This is a genomic window from Holdemania sp. 1001302B_160321_E10, from assembly GCF_015552275.1.
Classification (GTDB): Bacteria; Bacillota_I; Bacilli_A; order Erysipelotrichales; family Erysipelotrichaceae; genus Holdemania.
The window spans coordinates 21,077-35,206 of sequence record NZ_JADNEM010000013.1 but is presented as its reverse complement, the minus strand read 5'-3'; the positions used below and the strand labels follow the sequence as shown (position 1 = coordinate 35,206).

Genomic DNA, 14,130 nt, shown 5'->3' with positions numbered 1-14,130 from the left:
TGTTTTATTCTGCCAATATGCCCGCGAGTTCCGTAATCTCAAACAGCGTGAGGAAGGATTCCAGTTCGCTCTGAACTTCCCGTGCGTTAACGATGTTGAGATTCATCCGCGTCCATGTCTTAGCGATCACAGCGCCGCCAGGCACGCCCAGCGTCTGAGCACCCAGTGTTTCAATATCCGCTTCAACGATCGACGAATCCTGTTCCGCCTGCGCCAGATAATCGCGCATCGACTGCAGCATGGTTTCAACGGCTGCTTTCTTTTCTTCTGGCAGATCCTGACGGACAAACAGCGCCGCCTGCGGATAGCCCTGGGTTCCGGTAGCCGTCTTCCATTGTTCCTGCAGATCCATGACGATCTTCAGCACCTGACCATTCTCCTTCGCTTTGGCGATTGTCGCCGTCGCCGCCGGCTCCGCCATCAGTGCCACGTCGGCTTTCCCCGCCAGCATAGCGCCCTGGACTTCCGCCACACTGGCATACCAGGTGATTTCCGGCGTAACCGGGTTAGCCTGTAAAACTGTTTCCAGCACCTTGCCCGGTACCGCACCTTCGCCGAAGGCCGCAAAGACACCTGTGTTTTCCAAGGCCGCTTCATCCGCCGCGACCAGATACAGATTTCCCCAGGTTAAGACGCTTTCCATCCGGTAGGTTGTCTTGCCATTGGCGGCCAGCTTCGCACCCAGATTGCTCGGCGCGACGATCACGTCATATTCCGGATTCGGATTGACGAACGCGGCCTGCAGTACATCCGTACCGTCGACAAGCGTCACATCCTGTCCTGCCTTCATCGGCGCAATCAAGGCCAGCGCCGGAGCTCCGGTCGGACCCAGGATCGACAAGGAAACCGGCGTGGTTTCCGCAGTCGGCTCCGGCGATGTTTCCGGAGTTGCTTCGGGTGTTTTAGGATTGGCGGCGCACCCCGCCGTCAGCGCAAGAACGCTGAGGAAACAAAGCCATTTCTTCATACGCGCGCCTTCGTTTCAATTTCGTTGAGGATACTTTCCAGCAATTCCTCTTTGCCAAGCGTCACAGAGTCTTTCTTGCCGTACCGGCGAACCGTCGCCGTGTTGTTTTCAACCTCGCCGTCGCCGACGACAATCTGCATCGGAATCTTATGCGTCTGCGCTTCACGAACACGGTAGCCCAGCTTTTCGTTGCGGCCGTCGACCTTCACGCGCACGCCTTTGGCCAACAACATCGCTTCCAATTCTTTCGCATAGTCCAGATGCCGTTCATGATGCACCGGAACGATGACGACCTGCTGCGGCGCCAGCCACATCGGGAAAGCACCGGCGTAATGTTCGATCAGAATGCCGATAAAGCGCTCGATCGAGCCGAAGATGACGCGGTGCAGCATGATCGGACGTTTCTTGGAACCGTCCGCGTCGACATATGTCAGATCGAAGCGTTCCGGCAGATTCATATCCAGCTGGATCGTGCCGCACTGCCAGACCCGTCCCAGACTGTCCGTTAAATGGAAGTCCAGCTTCGGTCCGTAGAACGCGCCGTCGCCCGGATTGATCTTGCAGGCCTTGCCCGCTGCATGACACGCCGCTTCCAGCGCCGCCTCCGCTTTATCCCAGATTTCAATCGATCCGATATATTTCTTTTCCGGCCGTGTCGACAGCTCGATTTCATAGCTTAAGCCAAACACCGAATACACACGGTCGATGAAATTGATCAGACGGACGACTTCGCTCTCGATCTGATCCTCGCGCATGAAGATATGCGCATCGTCCTGAGTGAACGTTCTGACGCGGAACAATCCGTTCAAGGCACCGCTGGCTTCGTGACGGTGGACCTGTCCCAGCTCGCCGACGCGCAACGGCAGATCCTTATAGGAATGCAGACCATTTTTATACACAAGCATTCCGCCCGGACAGTTCATCGGCTTGATCGCAAACTCACGGTCGTCGATCATCGTCGTATACATGTTTTCCTTGTAATTTGCCCAGTGTCCGCTCAGCTCCCACAATTCCTTGGAAAGCATGATCGGCGTCTTGATGAACTGATAGCCTTCCTTGGTGTGTTCTTCATACCAGTAGTTTTCCAAAACGTTGCGCAGGATCATGCCGTTCGGTAAAAAGAACGGGAACCCCGGGCCATACTCGCTCATCATAAACAGATCCAGCTCACGGCCTAATTTCTTATGATCGCGCTTCTTCGCTTCTTCCAGGAAATTCAGATAGTTCTGGACTTCCTCGTCGGTATCGAAGCAGATGCCGTAAACCCGCTGCAACATCTTGTTGTTGGCATCGCCCTTCCAGTACGCGCCGCTGACTTTCAGCAGCTTGAAATGCTTCAGCTCCTTGACGCTCTCAACGTGTGGGCCGCGGCACAGATCGGTGAAATCCCCCTGGGAGTAGCAGCTGATCACCGTATCGTCTTCGTCCATGTGCCCGATCAGATCGAGCTTGTACGGATCGTCCTTGAACATCTCCAGCGCTTCCGCTTTCGAGATTTCATGCCGGACAATACGCTTGCCATCCTTGGCGATCTTCTTCATTTCTTTTTCAATCTTCGCCAAATCTTCCTCATGCAGCACATCATCACCCAAGTCGATGTCGTAGTAGAAACCGTCGGTAATGACCGGTCCAACCCAGAATTTTGCGTGCGGATACAGATGTTTGACAGCCTGCGCCAACAAATGCGCACAGCTGTGGTTGAGCACATGCAGATGCTCGTCTTCTTTGATGTTGATCATAGTTCCTTCCTCCTGTTTTTCTAAGACCACAAAAAAACGCCCTTGATTAAGGACGTTGTTCAACGCGGTACCACCTTATTTCCTGTTTCTTCCATGAAACAGGCACTCAAGCTCAATAACGATGAGAATCGTCGCTTTTTCAAAAGCGATACTCGCAGGCGGTAACCGTTTCCCTTTTCAGCTTCCTCGCACCTTCCGGAAACCTCTCTGATCCAAGTTCTGAAACGATCATGTCCTGGTCTTTGTATGTACCTCTTTTATACACCGGTTTTCCTGCCTTGTCAATGGAAATGAATTTTTTCCAGAAATTCAGAACGATGACCGGGTTTAAGGCTGCACCCAGGTCGTTTGGTCGATCTGTGAAAAATCAACCTGGATATGCAGCTGATCCAGCGTCATCGACAAATCGCCGGAAAGCTCCTCCGTTCCGCCGCTGTCCAGCGTTAAGCGGACGGGTTCCCCGGTTTCCTCCTTTACCGCGAACCGAACAGTCAGCGTTTTTTGACTTTCGATCATCGCGGCAATCGGATCTTCCAGACCCCATTCTTTGAAATAAGCTGCGGCCGTAACTGCATCCAGCGTCAGACTGACCTCGGCACAGCGGACGTTCCCGATCGTTTCCTGCATCGACCAGCGGCCGGCTTTCAAAACAGCCAGAATGGCTTTCCAATCCGGCAAGGCTGGTTCGGCCCCCGGCTGATCAACCCATTGTTTCTGATTCAGATCATATTTTTGCCAGCGGTCCTCTTGCCAGCACCATTGAGCTTGAACATGCAGCGGAATCTGAAGCACGCCGCTGCCGCCCTGCCAGCGCAAATCCAGATTGACTGCGGGTTCTTCCATCCGTCCCTGCAGCACACCCTGTCCGGCAACATGATAGGGCAGCCATAGATAGCGGTTGCCAGCCTTGCCTTCAGCCTCAATCGTGATGTCTGCGGTCACGGATTCCATCGTCGTCAGCGCCCGGCTCGTCTTGGCCAGAATCCACAGCTGATCCAGCCAGCCGCAAGCGCTCAGCATCACCATCATCGCAAGCAATGCGACGATAAAGCTTCCTTTTCTGCGCATCGTCATCCCTGCCTTCTGCTTTCTGCTTTCATTATATCACGGGAAAGAAAAGGCAGAGTCTTATTGACCCTGCGTTGTGGAATTGCGGTATTGCGAATAGATTTCCTTCAGGTCTTCGATCATTTCCTTACTGTCGTAGATCAAAGCTGTATTGCCGTTGACATACGCGTAGTATTCGGTTTCCTGACCGTTAGCGTTGACCTTCATCCGGCCGTTCTGACTCGCATAGTTCAGCATTTTCTGACTTTCCTCGTTGGCTGGATCAAAACGATAAAGGTAATAGACCTGATCGTTGTATTGAAATGAGGTGCCTTCCAGTGCGTTGAAATCCGTGTTTTCAATCGGTGTCACCTGGTTGAAGGTGTAATTGTTATTCTGGAAGTGATCCAGAACATCCTGAATACTGGCAATCGGTTCCACCGTTTCCGTCGGTGTCATCGAGCTTTCCGGCGAGGTCGAAGGGGTCATCGACGGCGTGGGTGTGGCTGAATTGTTGTTTCTGCTGCAGCCGCCCAAAATCAAAGTAAATCCCAAGCAGACCGCAGCGTACCGCAGAATTGTTTTTTTCATCATTAATTCCTCCTGCCAGTATTCTCGGCGTTTTTTTCCGATTTATACCTGCCGGGAAGGAAAAACTACTGGAACTGAATCGGGGAAGCGATGTTGTTGAGCAAAGCCACAACGCTGTATCCGGCGATCGCGCTGGTGCGGGAATAGATCGCAATTTCCGCCTTGATTTCCTCACCTTCCACCCGGATCGTATGGGTATCACCGATAAAGCCCGGCGTACTTTCGATCTTCACACCGGTATGCTCCGGCCCGTTGGTGGCCAGCGACGTGGCAACGGCGACGTTCACCCGGCGGGGAAGCAAAGCGATCGCTTCCTTAGCAGTGCCTTCAAAAGCGGTCAGCGTCGTTTCGCTGGCCGCCATTTCTTCACGATAGACCGGCGTTGTACGCAGATACTGTGGTCCGGTCTCGGAAGTGATGGACGCTTCGATCGGACTCATCACAGCCGCCGTGCGCATTAAATCAAAGCCTCCGATCGCGCCGGAAGCGATGTAAACCTTGCGGCCGGCTGCGCGCGCCACCGCCTGCACTTCTTCATAAAAATCAGCGTCCGCAAACGCCCCGATCGCCAGCGTGACGAAATCCGCTCCGCCTTGTAAAACCGCGACCGCATTGGCCTTTACCGCCTCGACGGAAGCCGCTTCCGCGACGATCTGCGGTTTCCACCTCAGCAGCTCTTCCAGTTGAGTTGTCCAGGCCACGCTGACCTCCTCCGCCAGGGCTTGAGCGGAGTCCGCCGTCCGGCTGAGAATGCCGACCAGCTCATATTCCGGCATCTTGCCGGACTTCCAGGCCCGCGCCACAATGCTGCCCAGCTTGCCAGCCCCTAAAATCGCAAATTTTGTTTTCATGTTCTTCTCCTCTTTTCGTTCTGAAAAGCTGAAGCACGAAACGTCTTTTTCAAAACGCTGGCTCCAGCTTCACGCTGTAATTCTCTTTTTCTGTTGTTACTGAGCTCGATCTTCCCTCATCGCCTGCAGCGCGGCAACAGAACCGCCGTCATACAGAATATCGACGCCGGTCAGGTAGGAACATTCATCACTGACCATAAACGCCATCATCTTCGCGATTTCTTCCGGTTCGCCCATCCGGCCTAAAGCACCGCGCTCTGCGAAGGAAGCGGCTTCCTTGCCTTCAATTTCACCCATCGGTGTCTTAAAGGTACCCGGCGAAATTGAGACGATCCGAATTCCCTGCTTGCCAAACTTCACAGCCATCCACGCAGTATACCAGAGAACAAAGTTTTTGGAAAGGGTATAGGCTGTCCCGGTCTGCTGCTCTCGCGGAACTTGGCTGAGCATCTGATTCACTGCCAGACGGAAGGCCTCCGCATCACTCAGACTCAGTTTATATATCTGTTTTGGCTCCTTATCCGCCGGAAGCATGTACGCCGACATGCTGGAAACATTGAGGATGCAGCTGCCTTCCGGCATGATTTTCACGAATTCCTCATCCATGTTCATCGTTCCGATCGCGTTGATCTCGAAGATTTTCTGCGCATCTGTCATGTGCGGAGAAACGCCTGCGGCATGGATCAGCACTTTGACCTCACCCTGCTGCGCCGCATACGCCGCTAATTGCCTGACCGATTCGCGATGACTGGCATCGGCCGGGTAAGCCTCGGCCTCGATTCCCACATCACGCAGCTGTTTAACGGCATTTTCCAGTTTGGCCACCGTTCTTCCCATCAGAATGATTTTATGTTTCCGGCCTAAAATCTTCGCTGCTTCCAAACCCATGCCGCTGCCGCCGCCGCTGATCACGCAAATACTTTTCATACTTCAATCACCTATCTTTCCTTGCTTTTATTATAAACGTTTTCTAAAGAGAAAGCGAACTCCCTGCCTTGTCTTTTTTCTTTTTTTCAAAGGACTGAATTTTTTGAACATCCCGTTTTTAATCTTCGAACGAGAAAAAAGCAGGCCGTAAATCAGCCTGCCTTTTGAGCCTCTTTAAATTTTAGTGCTTGTCATTCTTAATCGCTGCCTGCGCTGCTGCCAAACGAGCGATCGGAACACGGTACGGACTGCAGGAAACATAGTTCAGTCCAACGCGGTGACAGAATTCGATCGAGCTTGGATCACCGCCATGTTCGCCACAGATGCCCAGCTTGATGTTCGGACGGGTCTTGCGGCCCAGCTCTGCCGCCATCGCGACCAGCTTGCCGACGCCATGCTGATCCAGACGGGCAAATGGGTCCTGCTCGTAAATTTTCTTGTCGTAATAATGCGACAGGAATCCGCCGGCGTCATCTCGCGAGAAGCCGAATGTCATCTGCGTTAAATCGTTGGTGCCGAAGCTGAAGAACTCCGCTTCCTCCGCGATCTCATCCGCTAACAGAGCAGCCCGCGGAATTTCGATCATCGTGCCGACCATGTATTTCATTTCAATACCGGAAGCGCTGATGATTTCATCTGCAACCTTGGTAACGATATTCTTGACATATTTCAGCTCGTTGACGTCGCCAACCAGCGGAATCATGATTTCCGGCGTAATGTGATAATCCGGATGCTTGCGGTTGACGTTAATCGCCGCTTCAATGACTGCGCGCGTCTGCATTTCTGCGATTTCCGGATAGGAGATCGCCAGACGGCAGCCGCGGTGACCCATCATCGGGTTGAACTCATGGAGCGAAGTAATGATGCTCTTGAGATCGTCAATATTCAGGTTCATGTCCTGAGCCAGCGTCGCGATGTCATACGAGGAAGTCGGCAGGAATTCATGTAAAGGCGGATCCAGATAACGGATCGTAACCGGGCGGCCTTCCATCGCCTCATAGATGCCTTCAAAGTCGGAACGCTGCATCGGCAGCAGTTTTGCCAAAGCGGCGCGGCGCTGTTCTTCCGTGGAGGAAACAATCATTTCCCGCATTGCTTTAATGCGGTTGGAATCAAAGAACATGTGTTCTGTTCTGACTAAGCCAATGCCCTGAGCGCCGAAAGCGACAGCCTGCTTCGCATCCTTCGGCGTGTCGGCGTTCGTTCTGACCTGCAGCACGCGGCGTTCATCCGCCCATTTCATAAATGTTTCGAAATCGCCGGAGATCTGTGCCGGAACTGTTTTCACGGCTTCGCCGTAAACGTTGCCAGTCGAACCGTCTAACGAAATCCAGTCGCCCTCTTTATAGGTGTGGCCGCCGACAGTAAAGGTTTTTTCTTCTTCATGGATGTCGATTTCACCGCAGCCGGAGACACAGCAGCGTCCCATGCCGCGCGCGACAACCGCCGCATGCGAGGTCATGCCGCCACGAACAGTCAGGATCCCCTGAGCGACGTTCATGCCTTCGATGTCTTCCGGCGAGGTTTCCAGACGAACCAGCACGACTTTTTTGCCCTTGTTGGCTTCCGTAATCGCGTCTTCCGCACTGAAGACAACCTGACCACAGGCCGCTCCCGGCGAAGCCGGCAGGCCGCTGGCAATCAGATGCGCCTGTTTCAATTCAGCCGGATCAAACTGCGGGTGCAGCAAGGCGTCCAACGCCTTCGGTTCGACCATCATCAGCGCTTCGTCTTTCGTAATCAGGCCTTCCGCTACCATATCGCAGGCAATCTTTAACGCCGCGGCCGCGGTACGCTTGCCGTTTCGGGTCTGAAGCATGAACAGCTTGCCGTTTTCAATCGTGAATTCCATGTCCTGCATATCGCGGTAATGCTTTTCCAGCTTGCCGCAGATCTCCACGAAGCTGTTGTATGCATCCGGCATAACTTCTTTTAATTCGTCGATCGTCTGCGGTGTACGGATCCCCGCAACGACGTCTTCGCCCTGCGCGTTCATTAAGAATTCGCCGAACAGTTTATTTTCGCCGGTCGCCGGGTTACGCGTAAACGCGACGCCGGTGCCGCAGGTATTGCCCATGTTGCCGAACACCATCATCTGGACGTTGACGGCTGTTCCCCAGGAACCCGGGATATCGTTCATTTTGCGGTAGTAAATCGCACGCGGATTATTCCAGGAACGGAATACCGCTTCAACGGCGCGGATCATCTGTTCTTTCGGATCCTGCGGGAAGTCCTCGTTCAGGTTTTCCTTGTAGAATTCCTTGAAACGCGCAGTCATTTCCTTCATATCGTCCGCATCCAGTTCCGTATCGAGCTTAACGCCCTTACGGTCCTTGAGTTCGTCGATAATCACTTCAAACTTGCTTTTCGGCAAGCCCATGACAACGTCCGAGAACATCTGAATGAAACGCCGGTAACTATCGTAAGCAAAGCGCGGATTCTCCGTCTTTGCCGCGATCGTTTCGACGACTTCGTCGTTGATGCCCAAATTCAGGATCGTATCCATCATGCCCGGCATGGAAGCGCGGGCACCCGAACGAACGGAAACCAGCAGCGGGTTTTCCTTATCGCCCATCTTCTTGCCTGTCATTTCTTCCAGCGTTTTCAGATTGCGGTTAATTTCCTCCGTAATCTCCGGCGCAATTTTTTCTCCATCTTCATAGTAACGCGTGCAGACTTCCGTCGTAACGGTAAAGCCCTGCGGAACCGGCATGCCCAAATTGGTCATTTCTGCCAGATTTGCCCCTTTTCCGCCGAGCAGCTCGCGCATTTTACCATTTCCTTCAGAGAAAAGATAAACATATTTTTCGCTCATTGTTCCTCCTTATAGGCGTATTTTCCAGCCAACTTTCATAGACTTATTATAGCGGAAGTGACCAGGAATTTCCATAGTTTTTGTAAACGTTTACATATATTTGGTCTAACCAGATTCCCTCAAAATGACAAAAAAGCCTTTCAGAACTGGTCTGTTAGGCTTTTTTCAGATTTAAACTTTTTTTCAAATTTGAGGGTCGCCTGCCTGCTTAATGCAGGAAACGGCGGATGAAACGGAACAGCCGCTCGTCATAATGCGGACTGCGGCAGGCTTCGCAATGCCCGGCTGACGGCACGGTGTACAGCTCTTTTTCGCTGGCGCACGCGTAATAATTCTCAAACACCATGTCATAGGGGACAAAATCGTCCTCTTCGCCATGGATAAACAACATCGGAACACGGCACTGCCGCAGCTGCTCCACCGCGCTGGCTTCCCAAACAGAGTAGCCGCAGCGCATTTTGATCAAGGTCGACAGCCCGATCAGAACCGGCTGAGTCGCGATTCCAAACGCACTGCGCACCTGTTTTTCCGCAATCGCCGGCACGCTGGTATAGCCGCAGTCCTCAATCGCACAGACGACTTGATCGCTGAGATCTTCTTCGCCGCAGGCCATCATCACCGCAGACGCACCCATAGACAGGCCGAACAAGACGATCTGGCTTGCCGGATGCTCGCTTGCGATGCGGTCCGTCCAGGCGATCAGGTCGCGCCGGTCATTCCAGCCCATGCCGACATAATCTCCCTCACTTAACCCATGCCCGCGCAGATCCGGCAGGAGCACGTTAAAGCCGGCTTCGTCAAACGTTTTCGCTCTTGGCAAAAGCGCCAGACTGTCCGCGCCATAGCCATGCGCCATCACGATCCACTTGTCGCTGTCGGGATGGTTGAGAATCTGAGTTGCGTGCAGCCGCAGCCCGTCAAAAGAAGTCAGCGTCAGATCCAGCACCTGGCTGGCCGCAAACCAGCTCTGCACCGCTTCCTGACGCTGCCGGCGTTCCGCCCGCTGTTCTTCAGTCAGCGCGTCTTCCTGCGGACCCATCGCAAAGAACTTCGGACCGCGGCGGATAAACCGGTTATACGCCAGTTCGCAGACGCCGTAATAGCTGGCAGTCGCGCCTGCGGCGGCGCCGGCCGCAATCATCAATTTCGTTTTTGTTTTCATGGTTATCACCCGTTCCTATTATACCATGACTTCCGATCGCCTGCCTCATCTTTTACTATCCCCATTCCGACAGTTCGCGGATTTTGTCACTTCCCCAAAGTCTCACCGCGGCGGCGATAGCGCATCACCACGACGCCGTCGTCAATCCAGAACTGTTCCAGATGCAGCATGATCGGCGCGAAGCCTTCATGAAATAACCGCCGCCCCTGCCCCAGCAGAATCGGAATGATCCCGACAATGTATTCGTCGATGGCGTCGGCCCGAATAAACGGATCCACTATGCCAGCTCCGCCGAACAGCCAGATATCCTTGCCCGGCTGCTCTTTCAGCGCCAGCACCGAAGCGACCAGATCCCCGCTGATCCACCGGGCTGGCGGCTCTAAAGCCAGCGGCTTGGAGGAGGCGACCCAGAATTGCTTGGTTTGCGGCTCTGCGACAAAGTCCAGCCCGCAGTCCTCATAGGCTTTGCGTCCCATCACAATCACGTCGATCTGGCTGGCAAAAGCTTCGATGTCGTAATGGGGAACAGTGTCCAGCCGACGGTCTCCCTGACCGCTGATCCAGGCGAAATCCCCTTCCGGATCACAGATATAGCCATCCAAACTCACCGCCAGATTTAAAATAATTTTTCTTTCTGCCATATTTTTTCCTTTCCGATAAGCGCCATCGCTTATCCTCTTTTTCTCAGTTCTCTCTTTTTATCCTTATCTCTGTCTTCTGTCTTCTGTCTTCTGTCTTCTGTCTTCTGTCTTCTGTCTTCTGTCTTCTGTCTTCTGTCTTCTGTCTTCTGTCTTTAGCTTAACCGATTTTCTGTCTTTGCGCGATCAAATCACAGAAAAACCGCGGCATTTCAGCTTTTATTCTGAAATGCCGCGGCTCTTTCATCCTTTATCATTTATTAAAAACTTTCAAGAAAAGAAGCGCTGGATCTCAAACTTTTCGCTTTACCCTTTTCATTTATTTTTTCTGCATCTGACCATAGCGATATAACGCCACCATCGCGTTAACCGCCTGTTCCGCTGTCGAATACGCCGGGATACCGTGATCACGCAGCTTCATGATCGCCCGCTGACATTCCTCTCCGCCCTGGCATTCCATGATAAATGGTTTACCTAAGCGGCGGTAACGGTCGTGGACTTCGATCACAACGTCGACGACCGCATCGACGTTAGTCACCGCTGTCGGACAGATCGAGCCAAGAATTCCGTCGACTGCGGGATCGCGCATCGCCTGCATGAAGGCGCCTTTGTACTGCGTCGGCGAAGCGGTGCCGGAAATATCGACCGGATTGAGCGGCGAGCCGAACATCGGCATGTACGCGCGGATGCGCCCGGCCAGACTCGGCGAGATTTCCTTTAATTCTTTCAGCGGCAGACCGCAGCGGTCAAAGTGGTCACAGCTCAGAAGGCCGGAACCGCCGCCGTTGGTAATCATCACGACGTTTTCGCCGCGCAGCGCCGGTTGGGTTCCCAGCGCCAGCGAAACATCGAGAAACTCCTGCCATGTCGTCGCCCGCAGCGCTCCGGCTTGGGCGAAGACCTCGTCATAGTACGCATCGTCCTTCACATTTTCGCTGGCCGTGTGGGCAAATGCCGCTTTCACGCCGATCGGACTGCGTCCGACCTTGATCGCGACGACCGGCTTAGCCACCGACTGACAGGCTTCAATAAACGCCTCCGGGCTGTCCAGCCCTTCCATATAGACGGCGATGCACTTCGTGTTGTCGTCCTTGCCGGCATAGGCGATAAATTCGCTGAAATCGACGTCGGCCTTATTGCCTAACCCAACGAAGAAGCTCATGCCGTAGTGATCCTTCTGCGAGGTGCCTAACGCCGCCAACAGGTTGGCGCCGGATTGGGAAATCATCGCTACCGGTCCCAGCGTCGGCAGATAGGGGATAAAGCCGCAATTGAAATTCAGCGCCGGCGATCCCATGCCGACTAAGTTCGGTCCGATCAACGGCAGTTCGTTGGTCCGGCAATATTCTGTCAGCTCATCCTGCAGTTCGCCGCGGCCGATCTCCTTAAAAGCGCTGGTCGCGATCACGACGATTTTTACTTCCTTGGCTACGCAGTCTTCCAGAATCGATTTGACCAGATGCGCCGGCACCGCGATGAACGCCAGATCAACCGGCTCCTCAATCTCCCGCAGGGTCGGATAAGCTTTTAAGCCCGCGACCTTCTCCGCACGCGGATTCACCGGGTAAATTTTTCCCTGATAGCCCCATTTCTGTAAGCCGTCGATAACCTTATGGCCAACCTTGCCCGGACAGCGGCTGGCGCCGATGACCGCGATGCTGGATGGGTTTAAAGCATATTGCAGCCGATCGACAACATACCCGCGGATCGCATTGGTCTTCATCGTTCTTCACCGCCTTTCTCCTGCCATTCCCCCGCCGGTTCGATCGGCAAGCTCGTGCGGTCCTGCAGGAAATCATCAGTAAAAATACATTCCTCCCACATATCCGCGTCTTTATCCAGCCGCGCCGTCCAACGGCGGAACTGCCGCGGACTGTCAGCTTCCCAGATTTCTTCGATCTCGGCGTAACCGTCTAACATTGTGCGCAAGGCGTCTAGATCTGTCAGCTGCGTATAAGCGCTCACCAGAATGTCGTAAATGCCATCAGAGAACTCGAAGATATTGTTGAATTCCGGACACCGGGTCAGCTCGTCGACAATTTGTTCCTTGCGGCAGCTGGTCACATTCTGGAACAAGCGGATCAGATAACAATGCATGTTCAGACCCAGCGCCTGATAATTAAAATAGAACATCGGCACGACATAACGCTGATGATCAACGATCCAGCCCAGATCCTTCTTCATCGCCGCCGGATCCAGACCGGACAGCTGGCCGAGCACCTCGTAATCAAAGAAATCTTCGATCGAGGTCACATTGTTCAGAATGTCGATGATCGCAAAGTCCGTAGCGTCCATCTCGTTCTGACTGTTTAAAAAGTTGGCTTTCTGCGCGTCCGACCACAGATAGCGGCGGTAATCCGCTTTCGGAGCGTCCCACAGATTGACGTGGGATTCGCGGACGTCGCGGCGGATAGGACAGAGATGAATGGATTCGACCCAGCGGTTGCGCCGGATCGGTTCGATCACGCCGCAAAGCAGATTGTCCAGCACACGCATGTGATTGCCGCAGAAGAAATCGAAATCACCTTCCGTTAAATAACCGGTGCAGATCTCATCCTTATTCTGAATCCATTCCGCCAGCTGCACCTTTGCCTGCGGCGGGCAGTCCTCTTTCATTTTCACAATCCAGTAATACAAACCAAAGCCCAGAGCGGAAACGGAAGAATTCTTCACAAACATGATTAACCGGCGATCGACCATACGTTTCAGCCGGGCTGCGATCTCACTTTCCGCCACGCCGGTCTTCTCCGCAACTAGTTTTAAGTTAAAAACCTCCGGATGCACCTGATAAAATGATTTGGCCACGTTGAACGCTGAGAATTCCTTCGCGTCCATTCCAAGCACGCCGGGTTCTTTGAACCCGATGCCGCGCGGGGCAAACGTGTACTCCTGCATCCATTGCTGCTGTTCATCCGTACCTAAAAGATATTGTTTCTCCGTCATCGAATACCACCTCATTTCAATGTATGCTGAAAGCCTTTCGACTTTGACGGAATCTCAATCCGCTTGATTGTAAGCGCTATCATTTATTTTATTGTAGTCTTCTCCTCGCCAAAAGACAAGCGTCGGTGACAGCGAAGCCCATGACGATAACGACACTTGCCGCATTTTGTCTAGCCCCGGGCGTAAAACTTTCTGAAAGATTTTAGAAAGCCAGTTTTCGTTTTCCTTCTTATGTTCTCGATGGCGTCTGCGGATCATGCCTGCTTTCAGCGCGTGTTTCTGCCGCAGATCCCACTTTTCTTCAGATTGATCTGTTTTCTTCCATTTTTGACTTAGGCAAGAAACATCCGGCCTTTCTTTGTGCCCCTTGCGGTGAACATCGCTCAACGTGCTGCCATCGCCGACGCTTTTGAAATCGGTCACTCCACAAGAAAACCCGGTCCACAGGAC

General features: G+C 53.3%; 12 protein-coding genes and 1 other annotated feature. All 12 genes read right to left on the bottom strand.

Annotated elements, in window-relative coordinates:
- Positions 1-4 precede the first annotated feature (4 nt).
- The 12 genes from I2D94_RS09455 to I2D94_RS09400 all read right to left on the bottom strand — a co-directional run bounded on the left by I2D94_RS09455 (position 5) and on the right by I2D94_RS09400 (position 14,103).
- The gene (locus I2D94_RS09455; protein WP_195396553.1) at positions 5-967 is read right to left on the bottom strand and encodes an MqnA/MqnD/SBP family protein; all 963 of its coding nucleotides are present in this window, start codon (positions 965-967) and stop codon (positions 5-7) included.
- Entirely contained in the window at positions 964-2,706 is a 1,743-nt protein-coding gene (gene thrS, locus I2D94_RS09450) for a threonine--tRNA ligase (protein WP_229056834.1), read from the bottom strand. Before thrS ends, I2D94_RS09455 begins: the two co-directional genes overlap by 4 nt.
- Before the next feature lie 45 nt (positions 2,707-2,751).
- Positions 2,752-2,958, bottom strand: a binding site (T-box leader).
- Positions 2,959-3,033: 75 nt separating this feature from the next.
- Positions 3,034-3,774 carry a hypothetical protein gene (locus I2D94_RS09445; RefSeq protein ID WP_195396551.1) on the bottom strand — a complete coding sequence of 247 codons (741 nt, stop codon included), beginning with the start codon at positions 3,772-3,774 and terminating at the stop codon, positions 3,034-3,036.
- A 60-nt stretch (positions 3,775-3,834) separates the two neighbouring features.
- Positions 3,835-4,347: a hypothetical protein gene (locus I2D94_RS09440; RefSeq protein WP_195396550.1), complete on the bottom strand. Its 513-nt coding sequence runs from the start codon at positions 4,345-4,347 to the stop codon at positions 3,835-3,837.
- A 62-nt stretch (positions 4,348-4,409) separates the two neighbouring features.
- Complete coding sequence (locus I2D94_RS09435) at positions 4,410-5,195, bottom strand: aspartate dehydrogenase domain-containing protein (protein ID WP_195396548.1); 786 nt, start codon at positions 5,193-5,195, stop codon at positions 4,410-4,412.
- A gap of 96 nt (positions 5,196-5,291) precedes the next feature.
- A complete protein-coding gene (locus I2D94_RS09430; RefSeq protein WP_195396546.1) occupies positions 5,292-6,122 on the bottom strand; it encodes an SDR family oxidoreductase in 831 nt (276 codons plus the stop codon).
- Positions 6,123-6,303: 181 nt separating this feature from the next.
- A complete protein-coding gene (gene ppdK / locus I2D94_RS09425; RefSeq protein ID WP_006059200.1) occupies positions 6,304-8,937 on the bottom strand; it encodes a pyruvate, phosphate dikinase in 2,634 nt (877 codons plus the stop codon).
- Between the two features lie 208 nt (positions 8,938-9,145).
- Positions 9,146-10,099 carry an alpha/beta hydrolase gene (locus tag I2D94_RS09420; protein ID WP_195396544.1) on the bottom strand — a complete coding sequence of 318 codons (954 nt, stop codon included), beginning with the start codon at positions 10,097-10,099 and terminating at the stop codon, positions 9,146-9,148.
- A gap of 86 nt (positions 10,100-10,185) precedes the next feature.
- Entirely contained in the window at positions 10,186-10,740 is a 555-nt protein-coding gene (locus tag I2D94_RS09415) for a dihydrofolate reductase family protein (protein WP_195396542.1), read from the bottom strand.
- 316 nt (positions 10,741-11,056) lie between these two features.
- The gene (locus tag I2D94_RS09410; RefSeq protein ID WP_195396540.1) at positions 11,057-12,460 is read right to left on the bottom strand and encodes an acetate--CoA ligase family protein; all 1,404 of its coding nucleotides are present in this window, start codon (positions 12,458-12,460) and stop codon (positions 11,057-11,059) included.
- Entirely contained in the window at positions 12,457-13,680 is a 1,224-nt protein-coding gene (locus I2D94_RS09405) for an AsnC family transcriptional regulator (protein ID WP_195396538.1), read from the bottom strand. The genes I2D94_RS09410 and I2D94_RS09405 overlap by 4 nt, the downstream gene beginning before the upstream one ends.
- Positions 13,681-13,734: 54 nt before the next feature.
- Complete coding sequence (locus tag I2D94_RS09400) at positions 13,735-14,103, bottom strand: hypothetical protein (protein WP_195396536.1); 369 nt, start codon at positions 14,101-14,103, stop codon at positions 13,735-13,737.
- Between the last annotated feature and the right edge of the window lie 27 nt (positions 14,104-14,130).

What these genes read in the sequence shown, in the direction of transcription:
- I2D94_RS09455 (WP_195396553.1), bottom strand. Translation starts at nt 967, where the DNA reads ATGAAGAAATGGCTTTGTTTCCTCAGCGTTCTTGCGCTGACGGCGGGG.
- thrS (WP_229056834.1), bottom strand. Translation starts at nt 2,706, where the DNA reads ATGATCAACATCAAAGAAGACGAGCATCTGCATGTGCTCAACCACAGC.
- I2D94_RS09445 (WP_195396551.1), bottom strand. Translation starts at nt 3,774, where the DNA reads ATGCGCAGAAAAGGAAGCTTTATCGTCGCATTGCTTGCGATGATGGTG.
- I2D94_RS09440 (WP_195396550.1), bottom strand. Translation starts at nt 4,347, where the DNA reads ATGATGAAAAAAACAATTCTGCGGTACGCTGCGGTCTGCTTGGGATTT.
- I2D94_RS09435 (WP_195396548.1), bottom strand. Translation starts at nt 5,195, where the DNA reads ATGAAAACAAAATTTGCGATTTTAGGGGCTGGCAAGCTGGGCAGCATT.
- I2D94_RS09430 (WP_195396546.1), bottom strand. Translation starts at nt 6,122, where the DNA reads ATGAAAAGTATTTGCGTGATCAGCGGCGGCGGCAGCGGCATGGGTTTG.
- ppdK (WP_006059200.1), bottom strand. Translation starts at nt 8,937, where the DNA reads ATGAGCGAAAAATATGTTTATCTTTTCTCTGAAGGAAATGGTAAAATG.
- I2D94_RS09420 (WP_195396544.1), bottom strand. Translation starts at nt 10,099, where the DNA reads ATGAAAACAAAAACGAAATTGATGATTGCGGCCGGCGCCGCCGCAGGC.
- I2D94_RS09415 (WP_195396542.1), bottom strand. Translation starts at nt 10,740, where the DNA reads ATGGCAGAAAGAAAAATTATTTTAAATCTGGCGGTGAGTTTGGATGGC.
- I2D94_RS09410 (WP_195396540.1), bottom strand. Translation starts at nt 12,460, where the DNA reads ATGAAGACCAATGCGATCCGCGGGTATGTTGTCGATCGGCTGCAATAT.
- I2D94_RS09405 (WP_195396538.1), bottom strand. Translation starts at nt 13,680, where the DNA reads ATGACGGAGAAACAATATCTTTTAGGTACGGATGAACAGCAGCAATGG.